The sequence below is a fragment of the Psychrosphaera algicola genome (genome assembly GCF_028401425.1).
Taxonomy (GTDB): domain Bacteria; phylum Pseudomonadota; class Gammaproteobacteria; order Enterobacterales; family Alteromonadaceae; genus Psychrosphaera; species Psychrosphaera algicola.
This window is the reverse complement of sequence record NZ_JAQOMS010000002.1, coordinates 2,821,692-2,841,612: the sequence shown is the minus strand read 5'-3', so window position 1 is coordinate 2,841,612 and position 19,921 is coordinate 2,821,692. Positions and strand designations below refer to the sequence as shown.

At 43.7% G+C, this 19,921-nt stretch carries 17 protein-coding genes, 2 tRNA genes, 3 rRNA genes and 4 pseudogenes; 7 read left to right on the top strand and 19 right to left on the bottom strand.

The features are described 5' to 3' along the window. Positions 1-6 precede the first annotated feature (6 nt). From rrf to PN838_RS15510, 5 genes are all read right to left on the bottom strand, one after another. Positions 7-121, bottom strand: a 5S ribosomal RNA gene (gene rrf / locus PN838_RS15530). Between the two features lie 162 nt (positions 122-283). Continuing rightward, positions 284-3,161 (bottom strand): 23S ribosomal RNA (locus PN838_RS15525). A gap of 278 nt (positions 3,162-3,439) precedes the next feature. Further along, positions 3,440-3,515, bottom strand: a tRNA-Ala gene (locus PN838_RS15520). Between the two features lie 93 nt (positions 3,516-3,608). Further along, positions 3,609-3,685, bottom strand: a tRNA-Ile gene (locus PN838_RS15515). A 69-nt stretch (positions 3,686-3,754) separates the two neighbouring features. Then, positions 3,755-5,289, bottom strand: a 16S ribosomal RNA gene (locus PN838_RS15510). The 16S, 23S and 5S rRNA genes sit together here with 2 tRNA genes alongside, the layout of an rRNA operon. 484 nt (positions 5,290-5,773) lie before the next feature. Between PN838_RS15510 and PN838_RS15505 the strand changes: the two genes are divergently transcribed. Continuing rightward, positions 5,774-6,313 (top strand): gamma carbonic anhydrase family protein, encoded by a 540-nt coding sequence (locus tag PN838_RS15505; protein ID WP_215964611.1) that lies wholly within the window; start codon positions 5,774-5,776, stop codon positions 6,311-6,313. An 86-nt stretch (positions 6,314-6,399) separates the two neighbouring features. Here PN838_RS15505 and PN838_RS15500 read toward each other — a convergent pair whose 3' ends face one another. Together PN838_RS15500 and PN838_RS15495 are read right to left on the bottom strand one after the other, a co-directional pair. Continuing rightward, positions 6,400-6,663: a hypothetical protein gene (locus PN838_RS15500; RefSeq protein ID WP_272181240.1), complete on the bottom strand. Its 264-nt coding sequence runs from the start codon at positions 6,661-6,663 to the stop codon at positions 6,400-6,402. Positions 6,664-6,670: 7 nt separating this feature from the next. Further along, positions 6,671-7,204, bottom strand: coding sequence for a shikimate dehydrogenase (locus PN838_RS15495; protein WP_272181239.1), 534 nt, complete (start codon positions 7,202-7,204; stop codon positions 6,671-6,673). A 12-nt stretch (positions 7,205-7,216) separates the two neighbouring features. Here PN838_RS15495 and PN838_RS15490 point away from each other — a divergent pair, with 12 nt between their 5' ends. After that, on the top strand, positions 7,217-7,660 hold the full coding sequence (locus PN838_RS15490; protein WP_215964609.1) for a group II truncated hemoglobin: 444 nt from the start codon (positions 7,217-7,219) through the stop codon (positions 7,658-7,660). A 24-nt stretch (positions 7,661-7,684) separates the two neighbouring features. Here PN838_RS15490 and hemF read toward each other — a convergent pair. The 9 genes and pseudogenes from hemF to PN838_RS15445 form a co-directional block, all read right to left on the bottom strand. Further along, positions 7,685-8,586: pseudogene (gene hemF / locus PN838_RS15485) on the bottom strand (oxygen-dependent coproporphyrinogen oxidase). Position 8,587: 1 nt separating this feature from the next. Next, positions 8,588-9,160: pseudogene (gene tsaC / locus PN838_RS15480) on the bottom strand (L-threonylcarbamoyladenylate synthase type 1 TsaC). Between the two features lie 18 nt (positions 9,161-9,178). After that, complete coding sequence (locus PN838_RS15475; protein ID WP_215964608.1) at positions 9,179-9,712, bottom strand: DNA topoisomerase family protein; 534 nt, start codon at positions 9,710-9,712, stop codon at positions 9,179-9,181. A gap of 88 nt (positions 9,713-9,800) precedes the next feature. Beyond that, positions 9,801-10,274 (bottom strand): DUF494 family protein, encoded by a 474-nt coding sequence (locus PN838_RS15470; protein WP_272181238.1) that lies wholly within the window; start codon positions 10,272-10,274, stop codon positions 9,801-9,803. Positions 10,275-10,304: 30 nt separating this feature from the next. Further along, a complete protein-coding gene (locus tag PN838_RS15465; protein WP_272182615.1) occupies positions 10,305-10,679 on the bottom strand; it encodes a DNA-processing protein DprA in 375 nt (124 codons plus the stop codon). A 52-nt stretch (positions 10,680-10,731) separates the two neighbouring features. Beyond that, positions 10,732-11,379, bottom strand: a complete 648-nt coding sequence (locus PN838_RS15460) for a DNA-processing protein DprA (RefSeq protein ID WP_272181237.1) — start codon at positions 11,377-11,379, stop codon at positions 10,732-10,734. Between the two features lie 48 nt (positions 11,380-11,427). Continuing rightward, positions 11,428-11,661, bottom strand: coding sequence for a hypothetical protein (locus PN838_RS15455; RefSeq protein ID WP_272181236.1), 234 nt, complete (start codon positions 11,659-11,661; stop codon positions 11,428-11,430). A 38-nt stretch (positions 11,662-11,699) separates the two neighbouring features. Then, positions 11,700-12,368, bottom strand: a complete 669-nt coding sequence (locus PN838_RS15450) for a peptidoglycan-binding protein (RefSeq protein ID WP_272181235.1) — start codon at positions 12,366-12,368, stop codon at positions 11,700-11,702. A gap of 32 nt (positions 12,369-12,400) precedes the next feature. Then, entirely contained in the window at positions 12,401-12,559 is a 159-nt protein-coding gene (locus PN838_RS15445; RefSeq protein ID WP_272181234.1) for a hypothetical protein, read from the bottom strand. 140 nt (positions 12,560-12,699) lie between these two features. On the opposite strand from PN838_RS15445, the gene def reads away from it, so the two are divergent. From def to PN838_RS15420, 5 genes and pseudogenes are all read left to right on the top strand, one after another. Next, positions 12,700-13,209, top strand: a complete 510-nt coding sequence (gene def, locus PN838_RS15440; protein ID WP_215964604.1) for a peptide deformylase — start codon at positions 12,700-12,702, stop codon at positions 13,207-13,209. A 9-nt stretch (positions 13,210-13,218) separates the two neighbouring features. Next, complete coding sequence (gene fmt / locus PN838_RS15435) at positions 13,219-14,181, top strand: methionyl-tRNA formyltransferase (protein ID WP_215964603.1); 963 nt, start codon at positions 13,219-13,221, stop codon at positions 14,179-14,181. Beyond that, positions 14,181-15,508, top strand: a pseudogene (gene rsmB, locus PN838_RS15430) (16S rRNA (cytosine(967)-C(5))-methyltransferase RsmB). Before fmt ends, rsmB begins: the two are co-directional and overlap by 1 nt. Before the next feature lie 26 nt (positions 15,509-15,534). Beyond that, a pseudogene (trkA, locus tag PN838_RS15425) lies at positions 15,535-16,910 on the top strand (Trk system potassium transporter TrkA). Between the two features lie 184 nt (positions 16,911-17,094). Beyond that, the gene (locus tag PN838_RS15420; RefSeq protein WP_272181233.1) at positions 17,095-19,128 is read left to right on the top strand and encodes a CotH kinase family protein; all 2,034 of its coding nucleotides are present in this window, start codon (positions 17,095-17,097) and stop codon (positions 19,126-19,128) included. Here the strand turns inward: PN838_RS15420 and PN838_RS15415 are convergent. Genes PN838_RS15415 through PN838_RS27440 form a run of 3 tightly spaced genes read right to left on the bottom strand, consistent with a single transcriptional unit; the run spans position 19,118 to position 19,886 of the window. Next, on the bottom strand, positions 19,118-19,555 hold the full coding sequence (locus PN838_RS15415) for an alpha/beta hydrolase-fold protein (RefSeq protein ID WP_272181232.1): 438 nt from the start codon (positions 19,553-19,555) through the stop codon (positions 19,118-19,120). The two genes, PN838_RS15420 and PN838_RS15415, sit on opposite strands and share 11 nt — an antisense overlap. Then, positions 19,552-19,686 (bottom strand): hypothetical protein, encoded by a 135-nt coding sequence (locus PN838_RS15410; RefSeq protein WP_272181231.1) that lies wholly within the window; start codon positions 19,684-19,686, stop codon positions 19,552-19,554. Before PN838_RS15410 ends, PN838_RS15415 begins: the two co-directional genes overlap by 4 nt. Then, a complete protein-coding gene (locus PN838_RS27440; RefSeq protein WP_370661045.1) occupies positions 19,650-19,886 on the bottom strand; it encodes an alpha/beta hydrolase-fold protein in 237 nt (78 codons plus the stop codon). The genes PN838_RS15410 and PN838_RS27440 overlap by 37 nt, the downstream gene beginning before the upstream one ends. Positions 19,887-19,921 lie beyond the last annotated feature (35 nt).

The following is a 19,921-nucleotide window of genomic DNA, read 5'->3' as shown; positions in this document are numbered from 1 at the left end:
ATGGGAGCCTGGCGGTGAGCTACTCTCGCATGACAAATGCCACACTACCATCGCCGCAGCTGCGTTTCACTTCTGAGTTCGAAATGGAGTCAGGTGGTTCCACAGCGCTATTGCCACCAGGCAAAAGCTGAATTGTAATCAATGTTCTACGAACATCGTTTACATAATTGATTTAACATTTAGAAAGCTCGTACCGCCTCAAGGCAATACGTTATAAATAAGATTTGTATTCACACATTCAATAATTTTGACCATCAATGTCTTAAGAACACTTAAGCGTTGTATGGTTAAGCCTCACGGGCAATTAGTATAAGTTAGCTTAATGCCTCACAGCACTTCCACACCTTACCTATCAACGTTGTAGTCTTCAACGACCCTTTAGGACAGTTAAACTGTCAGGGATGACTCATCTCGAGGCTCGCTTCCCGCTTAGATGCTTTCAGCGGTTATCGATTCCGAACGTAGCTACCGGGCAATGCCATTGGCATGACAACCCGAACACCAGCGGTTCGTCCACTCCGGTCCTCTCGTACTAGGAGCAGCTCCTCTCAATCATCCAACGCCCACGGCAGATAGGGACCGAACTGTCTCACGACGTTCTAAACCCAGCTCGCGTACCACTTTAAATGGCGAACAGCCATACCCTTGGGACCGACTTCAGCCCCAGGATGTGATGAGCCGACATCGAGGTGCCAAACACCGCCGTCGATATGAACTCTTGGGCGGTATCAGCCTGTTATCCCCGGAGTACCTTTTATCCGTTGAGCGATGGCCCTTCCATACAGAGCCACCGGATCACTATGACCTACTTTCGTACCTGCTCGACGTGTCTGTCTCGCAGTTAAGCTTGCTTCTACCATTACACTAACCGTACGATGTCCGACCGTACTTAGCAAACCTTCGTGCTCCTCCGTTACTCTTTGGGAGGAGACCGCCCCAGTCAAACTACCCACCAGACACTGTCCGCAATCCCGATAAGGGACCAACGTTAGAACATCAAACATACAAGGGTGGTATTTCAAGGTTGGCTCCACCTGAACTGGCGTCCAAGTTTCATAGCCTCCCACCTATCCTACACATGTAGGCTCAATGTTCAGTGTCAAGCTGTAGTAAAGGTTCACGGGGTCTTTCCGTCTAGCCGCGGGTACACAGCATCTTCACTGCGATTTCAATTTCACTGAGTCTCGGGTGGAGACAGCGTGGCCATCATTACACCATTCGTGCAGGTCGGAACTTACCCGACAAGGAATTTCGCTACCTTAGGACCGTTATAGTTACGGCCGCCGTTTACCGGGGCTTCGATCATGAGCTTCTCTTGCGATAACCCAATCAATTAACCTTCCGGCACCGGGCAGGTGTCACACCCTATACGTCATCTTTCGATTTAGCAGAGTGCTGTGTTTTTAATAAACAGTTGCAGCCACCAGAGTCACTGCGACCGGCTTCAGCTTAAGGAGCATGTCCTATCACCAAAACCGGCGTACCTTCTCCCGAAGTTACGGTACCATTTTGCCTAGTTCCTTCACCCGAGTTCTCTCAAGCGCCTTAGTATTCTCTACCTGACCACCTGTGTCGGTTTAGGGTACGGTTTTCAATCATCTGAAGCTTAGAGGCTTTTCCTGAAGTATGGCATCAATGACTTCTACTCCGTAGAGTATCGTCTCGTATCTCAGTTCTAGCCGCCCGGATTTACCTAAGCAGCCAACCTACATACTTTCACACGGACAACCAACGCCGTGCTCACCTAGCCTTCTCCGTCCCCCCATCGCAATGATTAAAAGTACAGAAATATTAATCTGTTTCCCATCGACTACGCATTTCTGCCTCGCCTTAGGGGCCGACTTACCCTACCCTGATTAGCATGGGATAGGAACCCTTGGTCTTTCGGCGTGGGAGTTTTTCACTCCCATTATCGTTACTCATGTCAACATTCGCACTTCTGATATGTCCAGCAACCCTCTCGAGTCACCTTCAGCCACTTACAGAACGCTCCCCTACCTAGCGTAATAAATTACGCTACCGCAGCTTCGGTGTATTGCTTAGCCCCGTTACATCTTCCGCGCAGGCCGACTCGACTAGTGAGCTATTACGCTTTCTTTAAAGGGTGGCTGCTTCTAAGCCAACCTCCTAGCTGTCTAAGCCTTCCCACATCGTTTCCCACTTAGCAATAACTTTGGGACCTTAGCTGGCGGTCTGGGTTGTTTCCCTCTCCACGACGAACGTTAGCACCCGCCGTGTGTCTCCCGGATAGTACTTTACGGTATTCGGAGTTTGCATGGGGTTGGTAAGCCGGGATGGCCCCCTAGCCCAAACAGTGCTCTACCCCCGTAAGTATTCGTCCGAGGCTCTACCTAAATAGATTTCGGGGAGAACCAGCTATCTCCCGGTTTGATTAGCCTTTCACTCCTAGCCACAAGTCATCCCCTAACTTTTCAACGTTAGTGGGTTCGGTCCTCCAGTTGATGTTACTCAACCTTCAACCTGCTCATGGCTAGATCACCGGGTTTCGGGTCTATACCTTGCAACTAGACGGGCAGTTAACCCTCGCTTTCACTACGGCTCCCCTATTCGGTTAACCTTGCTACAAAATATAAGTCGTTGACCCATTATACAAAAGGTACGCAGTCACAGAACAAGTCTGCTCCTACTGCTTGTACGTATACGGTTTCAGGTTCTATTTCACTCCCCTCACAGGGGTTCTTTTCGCCTTTCCCTCACGGTACTGGTTCACTATCGGTCAATTGGGAGTATTTAGCCTTAGAGGATGGTCCCCCTATCTTCAGTCAAGGTTTCTCGTGCCCCGACCTACTTAATGTGTCCAATATAGCTTGTCGTGTACGGGACTATCACCCTTTACTGTGCAACTTTCCAGATGCTTCCACTAAACTATACTGATTCGGCTGTTTCCCTTTCGCTCGCCGCTACTCAGGAAATCTCGGTTGATTTCTTTTCCTCTGGGTACTTAGATGTTTCAGTTCTCCAGGTTTGCCTCGCATAGCTATGTATTCACTATGCGATACCCTAAAAGGGTGGGTTTCCCCATTCAGAAATTCTGGTCTATAACGGTTTTTATCACCTTAACCAGACTTATCGCAGATTAACACGTCTTTCATCGCCTCCAATTGCCAAGGCATCCACCGTATACGCTTATTCACTTAACCATACAACCTTAAGTATTCTCATACTGTCAGTCGTAGGTTATGCCATTTTGATTGCACTCGCTAAAAGTACAATCGACATAAATAACGCTTGAGTTTTCTTCTTACAGTGATAATCAAAATTATTTTTTTAATTGTTGAATAACAAATTAAATAAACAATAATGTTTACCTTATTTATCAGCTTTCCAAATTGTTAAAGAGCAATGCGTTTATAAAAAACGCTAAACAATAAATACTGAAACAATATTCATTCTTTAGCGTGCTTCCTAGCAGAAGAAGTGGTGGAGCTACGCGGGATCGAACCGCGGACCTCTTGAATGCAAATCAAGCGCTCTCCCAGCTGAGCTATAGCCCCAAGTTAAATACCAAGACGTTTCTAATCAAGGCAAACGCTGAGGACGTTTAGCCTGCTAAACGACGAAGCGTTTAACGCAGAGTAGGAGCGTATTGGTAGGCCTGGGCAGACTTGAACTGCCGACCTCACCCTTATCAGGGGTGCGCTCTAACCAGCTGAGCTACAGGCCTTCAGCTTCTTCTTGCTCACAATATGTAATTAATTATCTGTGTGGACACTTCGCATGTGCGACTTTTCGTTAAGGAGGTGATCCAGCCCCAGGTTCCCCTAGGGCTACCTTGTTACGACTTCACCCCAGTCATGAACCACAAAGTGGTGAGCGTCCTCCCGAAGGTTAAACTACCCACTTCTTTTGCAGCCCACTCCCATGGTGTGACGGGCGGTGTGTACAAGGCCCGGGAACGTATTCACCGTGGCATTCTGATCCACGATTACTAGCGATTCCGACTTCATGGAGTCGAGTTGCAGACTCCAATCCGGACTACGACAAGCTTTATGGGATCCGCTTACTCTCGCGAGTTCGCAACCCTCTGTACTTGCCATTGTAGCACGTGTGTAGCCCATCCCGTAAGGGCCATGATGACTTGACGTCGTCCCCACCTTCCTCCGGTTTGTCACCGGCAGTCTCCTTAGAGTTCTCAGCATTACCTGCTAGCAACTAAGGATAGGGGTTGCGCTCGTTGCGGGACTTAACCCAACATTTCACAACACGAGCTGACGACAGCCATGCAGCACCTGTCTCAGAGTTCCCGAAGGCACTAATCCATCTCTGGAAAATTCTCTGGATGTCAAGGGATGGTAAGGTTCTTCGCGTTGCATCGAATTAAACCACATGCTCCACCGCTTGTGCGGGCCCCCGTCAATTCATTTGAGTTTTAACCTTGCGGCCGTACTCCTAGGCGGTCTACTTAATGCGTTAGCTGCGCAAGACATCTCTTAAGAGACGAACTGCTAGTAGACATCGTTTACGGCGTGGACTACCAGAGTATCTAATCCTGTTTGCTACCCACGCTTTCGTACATGAGCGTCAGTGTTGATCCAGGTGGTTGCCTTCGCCATTGGTATTCCTTCAGATCTCTACGCATTTCACCGCTACACCTGAAATTCTACCACCCTCTCTCACACTCTAGCCATCCAGTTTCAAATGCAGTTCTCAGGTTGAGCCCGGGGCTTTCACATCTGACTTAAATGGCCGCCTGCGTACGCTTTACGCCCAGTAATTCCGATTAACGCTCGCACCCTCCGTATTACCGCGGCTGCTGGCACGGAGTTAGCCGGTGCTTCTTCTGCGAGTAACGTCAAATCTAGCAGGTATTAACTACTAAACCTTCCTCCTCGCTGAAAGTGCTTTACAACCCGAAGGCCTTCTTCACACACGCGGCATGGCTGCATCAGGCTTGCGCCCATTGTGCAATATTCCCCACTGCTGCCTCCCGTAGGAGTCTGGACCGTGTCTCAGTTCCAGTGTGGCTGATCATCCTCTCAGACCAGCTAGGGATCGTCGGCTTGGTGAGCCTTTACCTCACCAACTACCTAATCCCACTTGGGCTTCTCTAAAGGCGAGAGCCGAAGCCCTCTTTAAGCCGTAGCTACTATGCGGTATTAGCAGTCGTTTCCAACTGTTGTCCCCCACCTAAAGGCAAATTCCCAAGCATTACTCACCCGTCCGCCACTCGTCATCAAACTAGCAAGCTAGTTCATGTTACCGTTCGACTTGCATGTGTTAGGCCTGCCGCCAGCGTTCAATCTGAGCCATGATCAAACTCTTCACTTAAAAGTTTAATCGGCTACTTAATAAAAATACTGTTCAAATAAATTTGTGCAGACATTCTATATAAGTAGCTTTATACATATATATTTGTTGCCACTACTCTACGGAGTGCCCACACAGATAATTAATTACAAATTGTTAAAGAACGGTTTAGAGGGTTTCCTCTGGGTTAAGACTCTGTCTCAACCGGGAGGCGTATAATACGCTTCCTGTTTTTGTTGTCAACGTTTTATTTAAAACTTTTTGAAAGTTTTTTTCAAACTTCCTAGCCGATTTAGACGCCAATCCTGCTACTAAACATATGGTTTTGAGCGGTTGATGTCTCCCTGACAACGAGGACGCATTATAGAGATCATTTTCCGGCGCGCAACTACTTTTTACAAATAGTTTTCTGTTTGGCTATTATTGCTACAGAACGCATATTTATTGACTAATGTGGTCAAAAAGTGTGATATTTGAGGCTTATAAAGTGTAATTGAGGTTAACAATGAAAAACCTAAAATCTTATAACGATATACTCCCTACTATATACGACCGAGTTTATGTTGATGAATCCGCAGTATTATATGGCGAAATCACTATTGGCGACGATTCTAGTATTTGGCCAATGGTTGCTGCTCGAGGTGACGTTAATTATATTTCTATTGGTAAACGTACCAATGTACAAGATGGATCTGTGCTGCACGTAACGAGAAAATCTAACAATAATCCCTTGGGCAACCCCCTAATAATAGGAGACGACGTAACAATTGGTCATAAAGCAATGTTACATGGTTGTAAATTGGGTAATCGTATTTTAGTTGGGATGGGCGCAATCATAATGGATGGTGCTGAAGTTGGTGATGATGTATTTATTGGTGCCGGTACATTAGTACCGCCTAATAAAAAATTGGAGTCTGGTTTTTTATATGTTGGAAATCCGATGAAAAAGGCACGGCCTTTAAAACAAGTAGAACTCGACTTTTTGACCGTTTCAGCCAAAAACTACGTCTTACTCAAAGATGAGTACATAGAACAACATAGTTAGTCACAATACAGTGCTCGATTAACACTACATATATAGAAGAATGCGCCACGTAAATAATGGCGCTACTCTATATATGTATTTTTCTACTATAGATCTCGCAATACCTTGCGTATTTCCGTTGTGTCGGGAACGACGCCATGCCATATACGAAAGGATTCTGCAGCTTGTTCTATTAACATACCCAATCCATCAATCGTTAATGCTTTGGAATGCAGTTCAAGCCAGTTATTAAATAGAGTCTTTTCTTTTTTGTAACACATATCATAAGCAGCGACGGTATTTTTGAAAACACTAGGGTCAATATCAGGAAGTTCACCCGTTAATGAACACGACGTTGAATTGATAACCACATCATAATTACCATCGAGTTCTGAAAAACCTTTGGCGACAACCGGAGCACCATAAGACTTTATCCACTATATGTTGCGCTTTAGATAGTGTGCGATTCGCAATTATCAGCTCTTTGGGTTGTTGGTCTAAAATACTCGCAACACTGCCTTTGCCTGCACCACCCGCTCCGATCAACAATACACGACGACCTTTTAATTCAATACCGTGAAATAACAAGTCGCGAACAACGCCCTCGCCGTCGGTAGTATCACCCAATAATTTTCCATCTTTATAAGTTAAGGTATTTACCGCTTCAGCAAGCTTGGCGCGTGGTGATAGCTCGTCACAACTTGCAAACGCTTCATCTTTGAACGGCATAGTGACGTTAATGCCAATGCCACCAGCGTCAAAAAACGAATTTATCGTTGGTTTGAAATCACTAATTGGCGATAATAGCTTTTCGTATGTAAGCGCAATATCAAATTGCTTTGCAAAGTCTTGATGAATTATTGGAGACTTTGACTGTTCGATTGGGTTACCGATTACGGCAAACTTTTTCATTTGGGCTCGTAAATGTTAAAAAAATTGATGGATAAAATAGTGTCTAAAAAGCCACAACAAAACAAGTCTCATTTAAATATAAGCCATACCCCATACGATGTGATTGGCAATGACGGTGTTAAAAAGCTTGCCAATACCTTTTATGACATTATGGAAACCGACCTGCGGGCTAAAGAATTGTACGATATGCATCCAAAACCACTCGATGCGATCCGCGAAAAGTTTTATGAATTTTTAGTTGGTTGGACAGGTGGGCCGAATATCTTTATGGAAAAATACGGACATCCTCGCTTACGTGCCCGACATTTGCCGTTTTTAATTGACCAAAACCTGCGGGACCAGTGGATATATTGTATGAATACAGCGTTGGAACTCGAAGTAACGCAACCACAAGTTAAAGCGCATCTAAAAGATGCCTTTGCACAAATGGCTACGCATATTATTAATCAAGATTAAAACGGCAAAACAAGCTTGGTAAGACTACAACCACTCAATTGGTCGTAATACGTCATAGAGTTTGGCTTCTTCACTGCCTGCTTCTGGTGTGTATTGATATTCCCAGCGGGCAAGTGGTGGCATAGACATTAATATCGACTCAGTGCGCCCACCTGTTTGAAGGCCAAATAACGTACCTCGGTCAAATACCAAGTTAAATTCAACATAACGACCACGGCGATAAAGTTGAAATTGTCGTTGGCGGTCACCAAACTCTAGGTTTTTACAGCGATTGACAATTGGCACATACGCTTCACAAAATGAATAACCTATTTTTTGGGTAAACTCAAAACACTGTTCAAAGCCTAGTTCGTTTAGATCATCGTAAAATAGACCACCTACCCCACGAGTTTCGTCACGGTGTTTAAGGTAGAAGTATTCGTCACACCATTTTTTGTATTTTGGATAAACCGCCTCTCCATATTGATCACATACATCTTTAGCAGTCTGATGCCAATGTTTGATGTCTTGTTCGAACGGATAAAATGGCGTTAAATCATAACCCCCGCCAAACCACCAAACAGGTTCGGCACCTTCTTTTTCAGCAATAAAAAGCGCACATTCATATGTGTAGTCGGGATATATGGATTATGCGGGTGAATAACTAAAGACACACCACAGGCATTAAAACTTCGACCTTGTAACTCTGGGCGGTGTGCTGTTGCAGAAGCGGGCATATTAGCGCCAAATACATGGGAAAAATTTACTCCGGCCTGTTCAAATACATTACCGTTTTTAATTACGCGGCTTCGTCCGCCGCCGCCTTCTTCTCTAATCCACTGATCTTGCTCAAACTCAGTGCCATCAAGTGTCGAGAGTTGCTCACAAATTTGATCCTGCAGCGACATAAAAAATGATTTTACTTGGTCTAACATTGGTGAGTTCAATTTAAGTCCTTACTACTTCGCCTGTAAATGAATTAATAATGGTTGATGGCTGATCATAGCCACCTAATGGCTCATCTACAATGTAACCAACTTGATCAGAAAATTGCAATGCAAGAGTAGCAACGTCAGTTATCGTGGGTTGCCCTGTTACATTAGCGCTTGTGGAGACTATCGCTCCACCAAACTCCTTGCACATGCGTTTCACAGTTGGATGATCGGTCACCCGAACGGCAATTAAATCGTGTTGTCCTGTAATCCACTTAGGTGCGTCTGGTGCGGCTGGTAGCAACCAAGTTGTTGGGCCTTAGCCAACGAGAGATAATATCAGTACGCTTATCCATTGGAATTTTTTATCATCAACAAACTTCAACAACTGGCCGTAATCATTCGCAATTAAGATTAATCCTTTTTCAATTGGCCTTTGCTTTATCTTTAGTAATTTTAATACCGCTTGTTCATTTTGCGGATCGCATCCCATGCCGTAAACCGCTTCTGTTGGATATACGATTACATCGCCATTTAATAGCGATGTTACTTCTGGAGAATGAGTAATTGTTGGATCTGGGGTGTTCACAGTAAAACCTCTACGGAATTAATCTACATACAGTTTACAAAACGGACATTGCTTTTCACCATCACCGGTATCAACAACAATTGGCCACTCGCATTTTAAACACGGTGTCGCTATTGGTTTTTGATTCACTAAATAGTCGCATTCCGGGTATTGATTACAGGCATAAAAACGATGACCTTTTTTATTAGTTCGCATGTGCAGTTCGCCCGAATCACATTTGGGGCAATCGACGGGTTCAAAATCGTCGTCGTCATCTTCTTTCACAAGAAAATCACATTCTGGGTAATTCATGCAGCCAATAAACATACCATATTTACCCGACTTAACACCTAAGTCGCCCTCGCATTTTGGGCAACAGACTTCATCGAGAATACGTAGCACTTGGACTTCAGACGACGTCGTTAAAGGACGTGTGTAATCACATGCTGGATAGGTAGTACAACCCAAAAACGCGCCTGTCGCGCCAGAACGAATGTGCAGTTCCGCATTGCATTTTGGGCAATAGTTCTTAGTTTCGGGTTGGTTATGTTGTAAGTCCGGATCGGATTCCATGAATTTTGTCGTATAGTCGGCAATATGCCGTGGATCTTAGTCACTCCACGGCGTAACGCAATAGTTTTCTGTGCAGATCGATGGAAGCTTAGTGAATTGCGCCCTCAGGCTCGTCAAAAACTAAGTTTTCCATCTGCTCAAATGCAGACTCTTTGCTAGGAACGTTAAATAGCACCATTAGAACCACCCACTTTAAGTCTTCTAAACAAATGTGTGTTTCTTCTAGTTCCATTATCCGATCGATGACCATTTCACGAGTTGCAACGTCCAGCAGATTAATCTGCTCTAAGAACAAAACGAAACCACGGCATTCAGTGTCGAGTTTCAACATTTCCTGCGGCGTGTAAATTCGATTCGAAATGGCGGTCTGCCCGTTGATAAACGGTGAAATGTCATTAGCCCGGAGATCAGCTAAATCTTCTAACCACATTAGCGCTTTGAAAATATCGTCATCATGAAAGCCCGCTTTTTTGAGTTCTTTTGTGAGTTCATCTTCATCAACCCAGATCTCAGCGCTGTCATTTACAATGTTTTCAAACAAATACAAAAGGATATCAAACATAAAAAGCCCCTTTGTTAATTATTATTTTCGTTAGATTGGTACTTTAATGTAGCCGCCTAGGACAGCTTCTACATAGCCCTGTATTTCCAATTCCAACATTTCAATTAACACCTCATCCACAGGCATATTGGAACGTTGGACAATGACATCTACCGGGGTAGTATCATGGTCAACACTAGCTAACAAATTAGGTCCTGCCAAGTGATTTTTTCTAACTTCTTTGCGACAGGGTGAAATCAAATACTCATTTACGATATCGGCTGCATCTGTAACCGGTTTAGCTCCTTGTTTAATCAACGAATTACAACCCTCACTCAATGGACTAAATGCGTTGCTAGGGACCGCAAAGACGTCTCTATTTTCTTCCATTGCAATTCGAGCTGATATTAATGAACCACTTTTAATGGCAGCTTCGACGACAACAATTCCTTTGCTGAGCCCGGCAATGATCCTATTTCTACGGGGAAGTTATGCTGAATAGCTGGTACATCTGGGGAAACTCCGATACTAAGCAGCCAAAATTTTTAATGCGTTCCGCTAAGTTGCAATGTCTTTTAGGGTAAATATTTTGCATTCCAGTTGCCATTACGGCAATTGTAGGTAAACCATTATCTAATGCCAATTTGTGAGCATCGCCATCAATCCCCACCGCTAGTCCAGAAGTAATCGTTACCGGCGTGTGTCGTAATCCGTCAATAAGATGGCTTGTCATTTGTCTACCGTAAGAAGATGGACTCCGAGAACCGACAAAGCCGATTTGGGTCGAATTTAAAACATCCACATTGCCCGCAACAAATAAGCCTATTGGCGGCCGACTAATTTGTTTTAGCAGTAGAGGGTATTTGGCATCCAATATAGAAATAAAACGGACTTGGTTGTGTATCATCCAATGCGCCATTCGCTCAGCCCATGGCCAATTAGGTGCGGAAAAATATTTCACATGACAGGCTTTCAGTGGGTAATGGCTTAATTCTTTGGGAGTCAACGTAAATACGTCTGTTGGGCTTGGTAATACGGCAGCAAGTGCTCTAAACGAGACTATACCAAATTGGGGGCACTTAATAAGTGCTAACCATCGGGTAAGTTGACTAAATTCGAGGTCCATCCTTGGCTCCTTTATGGCCCCACATCCTGCGGGGCGTAATGTATTTATCTATTCCGGCGTTTGAATTTTATCGCCAACATAAATAGGAATTGAATTCTTAATCACTATGCCATACGAAACGCGTTCATAAACTCTGAACAGCATGACTTGGCCAATTTTTTCGTAAGGCATGACATAGATGCCTTTATCTTCGTCACTTTGGAACCAATTTTTAACTTGGCCAACAAAGCGTTCATAACTGCTTGCGTCTTCTTGATACTTCGGACCCAACCCTTGATTCACAACAGTTGGAGACTGACGTCGAACATCAAAAATATGACCTATGGCGCTACATCGTGCATAAAGCCTTTGTTTATTACGACAACGTCATATTTTGATACACCGGCAACATCCGAAGGTGTACCAATAATGGCACCTTCTAGGTCGTTCTCAATTGGTCGCATTTTGAAAAATGCAGGTAAATCCTGACCTTGCCTAATAGGCAATAAAACGTCACTGGCTTTCACTTCTTGTTTCGCCGACTCGATAGTCACCTTTGCAGGTACCCCATTATCTGGGTCGCCAGCATGTTCAAGTTTGGCAATCGCAACGAGTACCGCTTCATAACCTAAAATGTCATCGGTTTCAGGGTCGATGTATTTTTTACCTTTACGATAAATTGCAAATCGACGTTCTGCACCAAGGTCACCTTTAATATAGAGCATATCGCCAACAGTTGCGCGTTTGATCGCGCGATCTGTACCTAATACATATGGGAGCCCTTCAATCACATCTTCTTCTAGCGTTTGTTCATAACTCAAAAATGGGGCAATAGAATTTAAAGGAACCAATGGAATAGGTTCGTCACGTTTATGCGAAACACGTTTTTGCGGTGACATTTTTAGTACACGTTTACCCATGATCAACACAGGTTCACCTGATGCGGTGTATATAAGTTGTAAGTTATCGCCTGGATAAATTAAATTTGGATTTGAAACCTGCGGATTCATTTTCCACAATTCCGGCCACTTCCATGGATCTTTCAAGAACAAACTTGAAATATCCCATAGGGTGTCCCCCTTTTAACGACATATTCGCTAGGCGCGTCAGACTTAATTCGCAGCGTTTCAGCATAACTTGCTGTTGCTGACAAACCTAAAAATACAATTACGCTAACAAGTTGGCGAAGGAAATTAGCCATCCGCAGATCCCTTTTATAAAAATTAACTAACTTATACTTAATGTAAGCCAATATTTGTTTTGGCTTTAATCTGTTAATAGTGATCGTAAACAGGTAAAATTACAAGCTAATCATGGTATTTGGCAAGGTAACTACTAGTTATGGCAATTTTAGATGTATTACGTTTCCCTGACGAACGTTTACGCACAGTCGCGACCCCTGTCGCAGAAGTAAATGAAGAAATCAAACAACTCGTCGACGATATGTTCGAAACAATGTATGACGAAAATGGCGTTGGCCTAGCTGCTTCGCAGGTTGATCAACATGTAAGACTCTTTGTCGCTGATACGTCTGAAGAGCGTGATGAACCCCTAACGTTCATCAACCCAGAAATCATTGCCCGTGACGGCATGGTCATTAATGAAGAAGGCTGTTTGTCTGTGCCAAATTGTTACGCCAAAGTCGAACGTTCTGAAACCGTTACGGTTCGTGCGTTAGACAAAGATGGCAGTGGATTTGAAATGGATGCAGAAGGGTTATTGGCTATTTGTATTCAACACGAACTAGACCACTTAGATGGCAAATTGTTTGTTGATTATCTGTCACCTTTAAAGCGTGACCGCATCAAGAAAAAACTTGAAAAAGAAAGCCGTTTAGCCGCTAAAGGATAAGCAGAGTCAATGTCAGGTAACAATTTGAATATCATTTTTGCGGGAACTCCTGAGTTTGCCGCCCAACATTTGTCTCATTTAGTCGAGCAAGGTTATAACATTGTTGCTTGTTATACTCAGCCAGACCGTCCAGCGGGACGCGGTAAAAAACTGCAACCAAGTGCCGTAAAGCAAGTTGCCTTAGCGCATGATATTCCTGTATGTCAGCCGCCATCATTAAAAACCGATGACGCATTAACTGAATTAAACGCTTGGAATGCCGACTTAATGATCGTCGTGGCTTATGGTCTTCTATTACCAAAAGCAGCATTAGACGCGCCTAAACTTGGTTGCATCAATGTCCATGGCTCTATCTTGCCTAAATGGCGCGGTGCTGCGCCAATTCAACGTGCCGTATTAGAGGGTGACGCTGAAACTGGCGTTACAATTATGCAAATGGACATTGGGCTTGATACCGGCGACATGCTGTTAGTTGAGACTTGCCCTATCGAATCAACCGACACCAGCGGCAGCGTCTACGAAAAACTTCAAAACATTGGCCCTTCAGCATTGATAAAAGCCGTAGACGCCATTGCTGAAAACAATGTAACTCCGATAAAACAAAATGACGACGAAGCCACTTACGCTCATAAATTAACAAAGCAGGAAGCTGAGATTAACTGGCTTGAACCTGCCGCCGTTATTGAACGTAAAATTCGAGGTTATCAACCTTGGCCTGTAGCCTATGCAAATTTAAGTGGCAATGTCGTTAAAATTTGGCAAGCAGCGGTTTCCCCAGAAAACTCAGGGAAAAACGCAGGCGATGTCATCTCGGCCGATAAATCTGGTATTTCGATCCAAACCGGCGACGGTGTTATATCTATCCAAAGTCTGCAACCACAGGGCAAAAAACCAATGTCAGCAGGCGATTTTGTTAATGGTCGCCTTGAATGGGTTGCCCCTGGAACTTCATTATTAACTCAGGCGGACTAATGTCAAAAGCCAGCAAAAATGTTCGCGCCGAAGCCGCTCGCTGTTTACTAGCGGTGTTAGATAAAGGTCAGTCTTTATCAGACGTCTTACCCCAAGCACAAATAAATGTTGGCGAGAAAGACGCTGCCTTATTACAGGAAATGTGTTTTGGTACCATTCGACATTTTGCTCGTTACGATGCGATCTGCCATCAACTATTAACCAAAAAGCTCAAGGGTAAACAACGGGTTTTTCATCATCTAGTTATCGTTGGCTTATATCAGTTAGAACATATGCGGATCCCAGAACACGCCGCGGTGGCCGAAACGGTTCAAGCTGCGGTTTCACTAAAAGCACAGGGACTAAAAGGCTTAGTTAACGCTTGTTTACGTAACTTTATGCGAAACAAAGACGTTTTACTGAAAAAACAGCTAACCCGGTAACCGAATACAATCATCCATCTTGGTTCATTAAACGCATTCAAGCAGCCTACCCTGAACAATGGCAAACCATTCTTGAGCAAAATCTACAACGTGCGCCAATGTGGCTGCGTGTTCATACCTCAAATAAACCGGTAACTGAATTTTGTACTGCACTTGATGACGCTAAAATTGAATACGAAGTACATCCACACAACCCAACCGCAATTCGTTTGTTAGCACCAAAACCCGTTGATAAAATTCCGGGATTTGACCAAGGTTGGTTTGTGGTTCAGGACGCTGCTGCACAAAACGCAGCGCGATTGTTAGGTGCTTGTGATAATGAACATGTACTCGATGCCTGTGCCGCCCTTAGTGGTAAAACCTGCCATGTGCTCGACACCGCAAAAGTAAATATGGTGGCAGCCGACATTGACGAAACTCGTTTAAGCCGAGTACAGGAAAACCTAACAAGGTTAAAACTTGAAGCTCAATTAGTATGCGGAGATTTGTCCGATCCTAAAACCCTTGAGTCATTTGAGCAATTCGACAGCATTCTATTAGACGCGCCATGTTCTGCTACTGGGGTTATACGTCGTCATCCAGATATCAAATGGTTAAGACGCAACGAAGATATTGAGCAACTCAGTACGCTCCAAGCTAATATTTTACAAACCATGTGGGATAAGCTAAAACCAGGCGGCACATTATTATATGCCACTTGTTCTATACTTCCGGATGAAAATAAATTGCAGATGCAACAATTTTTAACGACTCACGCTGACGCGATTCTCGTGCCAATCGTTAATCAAGGTCATTCTGACGAACAAAGTTTGAATGAGACAGTCGACAACTCAGGCTGGCAAATTTTACCGGGTGAGCATAATATGGACGGGTTTTATTACTGCCGTTTGAAAAAATCACAATAAAAAGAATAGGTCACAAAAGCTAAATCATGAAGATCATAATACTCGGCGCAGGACAAGTTGGTGCTACGTTAGCGGAAAACCTAGCAGGTGAAGAAAATGAAATCACCTGGTAGATATCGATGCTGACGCACTACATCAGTTGCAGGACAAATATGATCTCCAAGTGGTTGTTGGTCACTGTTCTTACCCCGACGTATTGCGTCAAGCGGGAGCTGAAGACGCAGACATGCTCATTGCCGTAACCCGCAGTGACGAAGTCAATATGATGGCCTGCCAAGTAGCGTATAGTATTTTTAATACCCCGACCAAAATAGCCCGAATTCGCTCACAGCAATATTTAGAATACAAAGAACAACTCTTCCATAACCATGACTTACCTGTAGACCATTACATCGCCCCAGAGCAATTAGTCACGCAGTATATCCGCCGTTTAATTGAATATCCGGGCGCTTTACAAGTACTTGAGTTTGCAGAAGGTAGAGTCAGTTTAGTTGCGGTAAAAGCCTACTATGGTGGCTCACTTGTGGGTTACGCCTTATCGGCATTAAAAGAACATATGCCGTCGGTTGAAACTCGTGTTGCGGCAATATACCGTAAAGGTAAAGCAATCCGCCCACTCGGGACAACGGTCATTGAAGCCGATGATGAAGTGTTTTTTGTAGCGGCGTCAAAACACATTCGTTTAGTTATGAATGAATTACAAAAGCTAGAACAAAGCTATAAACGGATCATGATTGTTGGCGGCGGAAACATAGGCTCTGGACTCGCCCGATTATTAGAAAAAGATTATCGTGTAAAGTTAATCGAACTTGACCCCAAACGCGCCGAAGAACTTTCCCAGTCGCTTGAAAACACGGTTGTCTTTACCGGCGATGCGTCAGACCAAGAATTGCTATCTGAAGAACAAATTGAACAAACCGATGTCTTTATCGCAGTTACAAACGACGATGAAGCCAACATTATGTCTGCCATGTTGGCCAAACGCATGGGCGCCCAAAAAACCATGGTATTGATCCAACGTAGCGCCTATGTTGACTTAGTCCAAGGTAGTGAAGTCGACATCGCAATCTCACCGCAACAAGCAACAATTTCAGCACTTTTAACTCATGTTCGCCGAGCTGATATCGAAAATGTATACTCACTTCGCCGCGGTGCAGCCGAAGCCATTGAAGCGATTGCCCACGGTGACGAAAGCACCTCTAAAGTCGTTGGTCGCTCAATCCAAGAACTGAAATTGCCACCTCGTACAACTATTGGGGCCATCGTAAGGGGTAACGAAGTGCTCATTGCTCATGACAATAGGGTTATTGAAAGTAATGACCATGTGATCTTATTTTTAGTTGATAAAAAATACATTAGTGAAGTTGAAAAATTATTCCAAGTGAATGCTTTCTTCCTCTAACCTGTGTTGTTTTTGCTTTGCTTTGCTTTTCATTTTAAACATGACAACAGTGTTAACACACTGTTTATATTGAGAATTTCACTAATACGACCGTTGGTTAATAGCTGAATACGTATGTACCTATTTGCCAACAGCCCGTTCTGTCTCTAGGGTTGAATAACTCTATTCTTGCGTAGGTTACCCAATGACTGGTAAACCATTAAGACACATCCTTGCCTGCCTTTTATTGCTCATCTCAAATGTAACTATAGCGGTTGAAGATACAAGCTTTCTAGCTCAAGCCGACCACAAATATGTATTTGATATCAATGCCTTGCCCTCAATTACCCTAACCTTTTCCGACGACGAATGGCAGAGCCTTTTACAATCAAGTCGCGAAGTTCCATATGAGGTGCCTGCCGATTTTTCATTTGATAAAAACGGTACCGTCACGCAACTCACTTCGGTTGGCGTAAAACTAAGTGGCAATACCAGCTTTGTTTTACCAGACGACGGTAATGGCCAATATCGTCAAGCTCATTTTTCTTTAGATTTTGACGAATTTGTCGACAAACAAACCTTTTCAAAGTTAAGTAAATTACGCCTTAAACGTTTCCATAACGATCCAACATTTGTTCATGAACCCCTTAGTAATCAGATCATGCATAACTTTGATTTGTGGACCGCACACTCGTCTACATATGCCCGTTTGTTCATTAAAGTGGGCGCCGCAAATACTGCCTATTTTGGTGTTTATCGAATGAATGAAAGTGTTAACCGAAAAGAGTATATCGATAAGCGCTTTGGTACTGATAATGACAAAGGTTTTTTGTGGCAAGGTAACCACAAAGGGTTTGGTGCAGCGCATTTTTCAAATATTCAGGAAAATTGGCAAGGCATCGATGTTAACGACCAAGCGACCTTTGAATTTAAAGGTAAAGACGATGACTTTGAACAAGCTAAATCACAACTTATAACTATCGCGAATAACTTCACGCAATTGAGCGGCAACGAGTTTAAGCTTTATATCGAACAACATTTGGATATCCCTGTATTTCTTAAATTTCTGGCAGCGGAGGCTGTTTTAGGACATTGGGACGGTTTTTGGGGCAATGGCAATAACTACTACTTTTATATCGACGAATCCGAAGTGGTTTATTTTATTCCATACGACACCGACAATGCCCTTGGAACGTCCCTGTTAGTTGAAGATGTTGGCAGTCGGAACCCAATGAACTTTGCCGCTCGTAGCCCTATTTTAGTTGAGAAAGTATTGGCCATCGCGCAGTACCGTACCGAGTTTAAAGTTCTCCTAGCCCAGTTGGTAAACCAAGACAACTTAATGACCGAGCATTATTCAACACGCTGGATTAGTGACGCTCACCAACTTATTCAATATAGTTTGCTCAATGACACAGGTGACAACCAACAGATTATCGATGAACCCGCTTATTGGGGCAATCAAAGTTCTTATCGTTTATTCGACTTTAGCTCAGGTAAAAACTGGTATACAACTCGTAAATCGGCCGTGTTAAGTGGTATTAAGTCTGACGACCACATTTATCCATCACTTTATTTTCGTGGTGTAACCAATCAATGGGGCACGACGCCTATGATTGAAATAGAAGACAATATTTGGCAAGTCACGGTAAAAAATAATGAAGCTACAAACGCCACGGGCGTGCCTAGATTTAAATTTGACGTTTACGCCGATTGGAGCACAAGTTTTGGTGACAGCAATACCGATGGCATTGCTGAATTAGGCGGCGATTCAATCCCATTTGATGATGGCTTTGGCGAATACCTCATTCAATTCAATGCTTTTACTGGCGCCTATACGATGTTCAGAACAGACAAACCAAACGTCGCGCCAACCGCCAACGCAGGCCCCGATTTAACGGTTACTGTGGGTGAGTCGGTGCAACTTGATGGTTCTGCGTCGAGCGACCAAGATGGCCAAATTATCCAATTTGTTTGGTCAATTGGTGCTGAAGGTGAAACGACTATTGTTGAATTTGTACAAACTGGTGTATTTGACGTGACCTTAACTGTAACCGATGAACATGGTGCAACCGCAACAGATAAAGTCACTATCACAGTCAATGCTATACCCGATGAGCCTAAAAAATCAGGCTCGGCCAATTTATCTTTCTCTGTTCTACTATTACTTGTGTTATTCGTGGCCGTCCGACGCAGATGTGGCGTTGAACGTCACGAATACCAACTCACTAATTTTTAGAAAACTGCGAAGCAAGTCTTGGAAAACGCTCAGACCAAGACGCTTCACAATGCCGGCCTAAGTCATCTTTTACGGTTGTGAGAGATGCACCATTTGTCAGTTTTGCGTTAAGTAATTGCGTCAATTTATCAAACTTTGCATAATCGCCATACTCACCTAACCCCATGTCAGTATAAATAACGACATCATCTATCTGATTTACCTGTTCAATAGCTTGGAATAAAACGTTAACGCCCTCTTCATTTTCAATACCCAACGACGGCGAAAACGCCCCGATATAGCCAAATATATTACTGTAATTTAGTGCAGAATAAATTGCCATCAAGCCACCTAAACTTGACCCCGCTATGCCTGTGGTCTTTTTACCCGCTTGAGTACGGTATTTGTCATCAATCAAAGGCTTTAATGTTTGCGTGATAAATTTCATGGTCTGCTCCCCTCAGCTTCAAATACATCGTCACCATATTGAAACTTCCAAGGACTATATTCGTTCATTCGTCGAGGGCCATTATCTATCGCAATCACAATAAACTCACTAAGTTGCTGCTCGGTGAACATTTGCTGCAGCGTCTCGTCAACTTGCCATTCACCACTGTATGACGTTTTTTGTCAAATACGTTTTGTCCGTCCATCATATAAAGCACTGGAAATGCCGTGTTCGACTCAGCTTGATAGCTCGGTGGCAAATAAACCCAAACATCACGTTTTGTTTGTAGCTGAGGAAAATCAATATCAATAAGTTTTTCAATATTGCCCACCAGCGAGGAAGTTAATGGTTCTGTTGGTTTATCTC

Excerpts from the sequence above, each read along its gene's own strand:
- PN838_RS15505 (WP_215964611.1), top strand. The coding sequence starts at position 5,774 with ATGAAAAACCTAAAATCTTATAACGATATACTCCCTACTATATACGAC.
- PN838_RS15495 (WP_272181239.1), bottom strand. The coding sequence starts at position 7,204 with ATGAAAAAGTTTGCCGTAATCGGTAACCCAATCGAACAGTCAAAGTCT.
- PN838_RS15490 (WP_215964609.1), top strand. The coding sequence starts at position 7,217 with ATGTTAAAAAAATTGATGGATAAAATAGTGTCTAAAAAGCCACAACAA.
- PN838_RS15475 (WP_215964608.1), bottom strand. The coding sequence starts at position 9,712 with ATGGAATCCGATCCGGACTTACAACATAACCAACCCGAAACTAAGAAC.
- PN838_RS15470 (WP_272181238.1), bottom strand. The coding sequence starts at position 10,274 with ATGTTTGATATCCTTTTGTATTTGTTTGAAAACATTGTAAATGACAGC.
- PN838_RS15460 (WP_272181237.1), bottom strand. The coding sequence starts at position 11,379 with ATGGACCTCGAATTTAGTCAACTTACCCGATGGTTAGCACTTATTAAG.
- PN838_RS15450 (WP_272181235.1), bottom strand. The coding sequence starts at position 12,368 with ATGAATCCGCAGGTTTCAAATCCAAATTTAATTTATCCAGGCGATAAC.
- PN838_RS15445 (WP_272181234.1), bottom strand. The coding sequence starts at position 12,559 with ATGGCTAATTTCCTTCGCCAACTTGTTAGCGTAATTGTATTTTTAGGT.
- def (WP_215964604.1), top strand. The coding sequence starts at position 12,700 with ATGGCAATTTTAGATGTATTACGTTTCCCTGACGAACGTTTACGCACA.
- fmt (WP_215964603.1), top strand. The coding sequence starts at position 13,219 with ATGTCAGGTAACAATTTGAATATCATTTTTGCGGGAACTCCTGAGTTT.
- PN838_RS15420 (WP_272181233.1), top strand. The coding sequence starts at position 17,095 with ATGACTGGTAAACCATTAAGACACATCCTTGCCTGCCTTTTATTGCTC.
- PN838_RS15415 (WP_272181232.1), bottom strand. The coding sequence starts at position 19,555 with ATGAAATTTATCACGCAAACATTAAAGCCTTTGATTGATGACAAATAC.
- PN838_RS15410 (WP_272181231.1), bottom strand. The coding sequence starts at position 19,686 with ATGTTCACCGAGCAGCAACTTAGTGAGTTTATTGTGATTGCGATAGAT.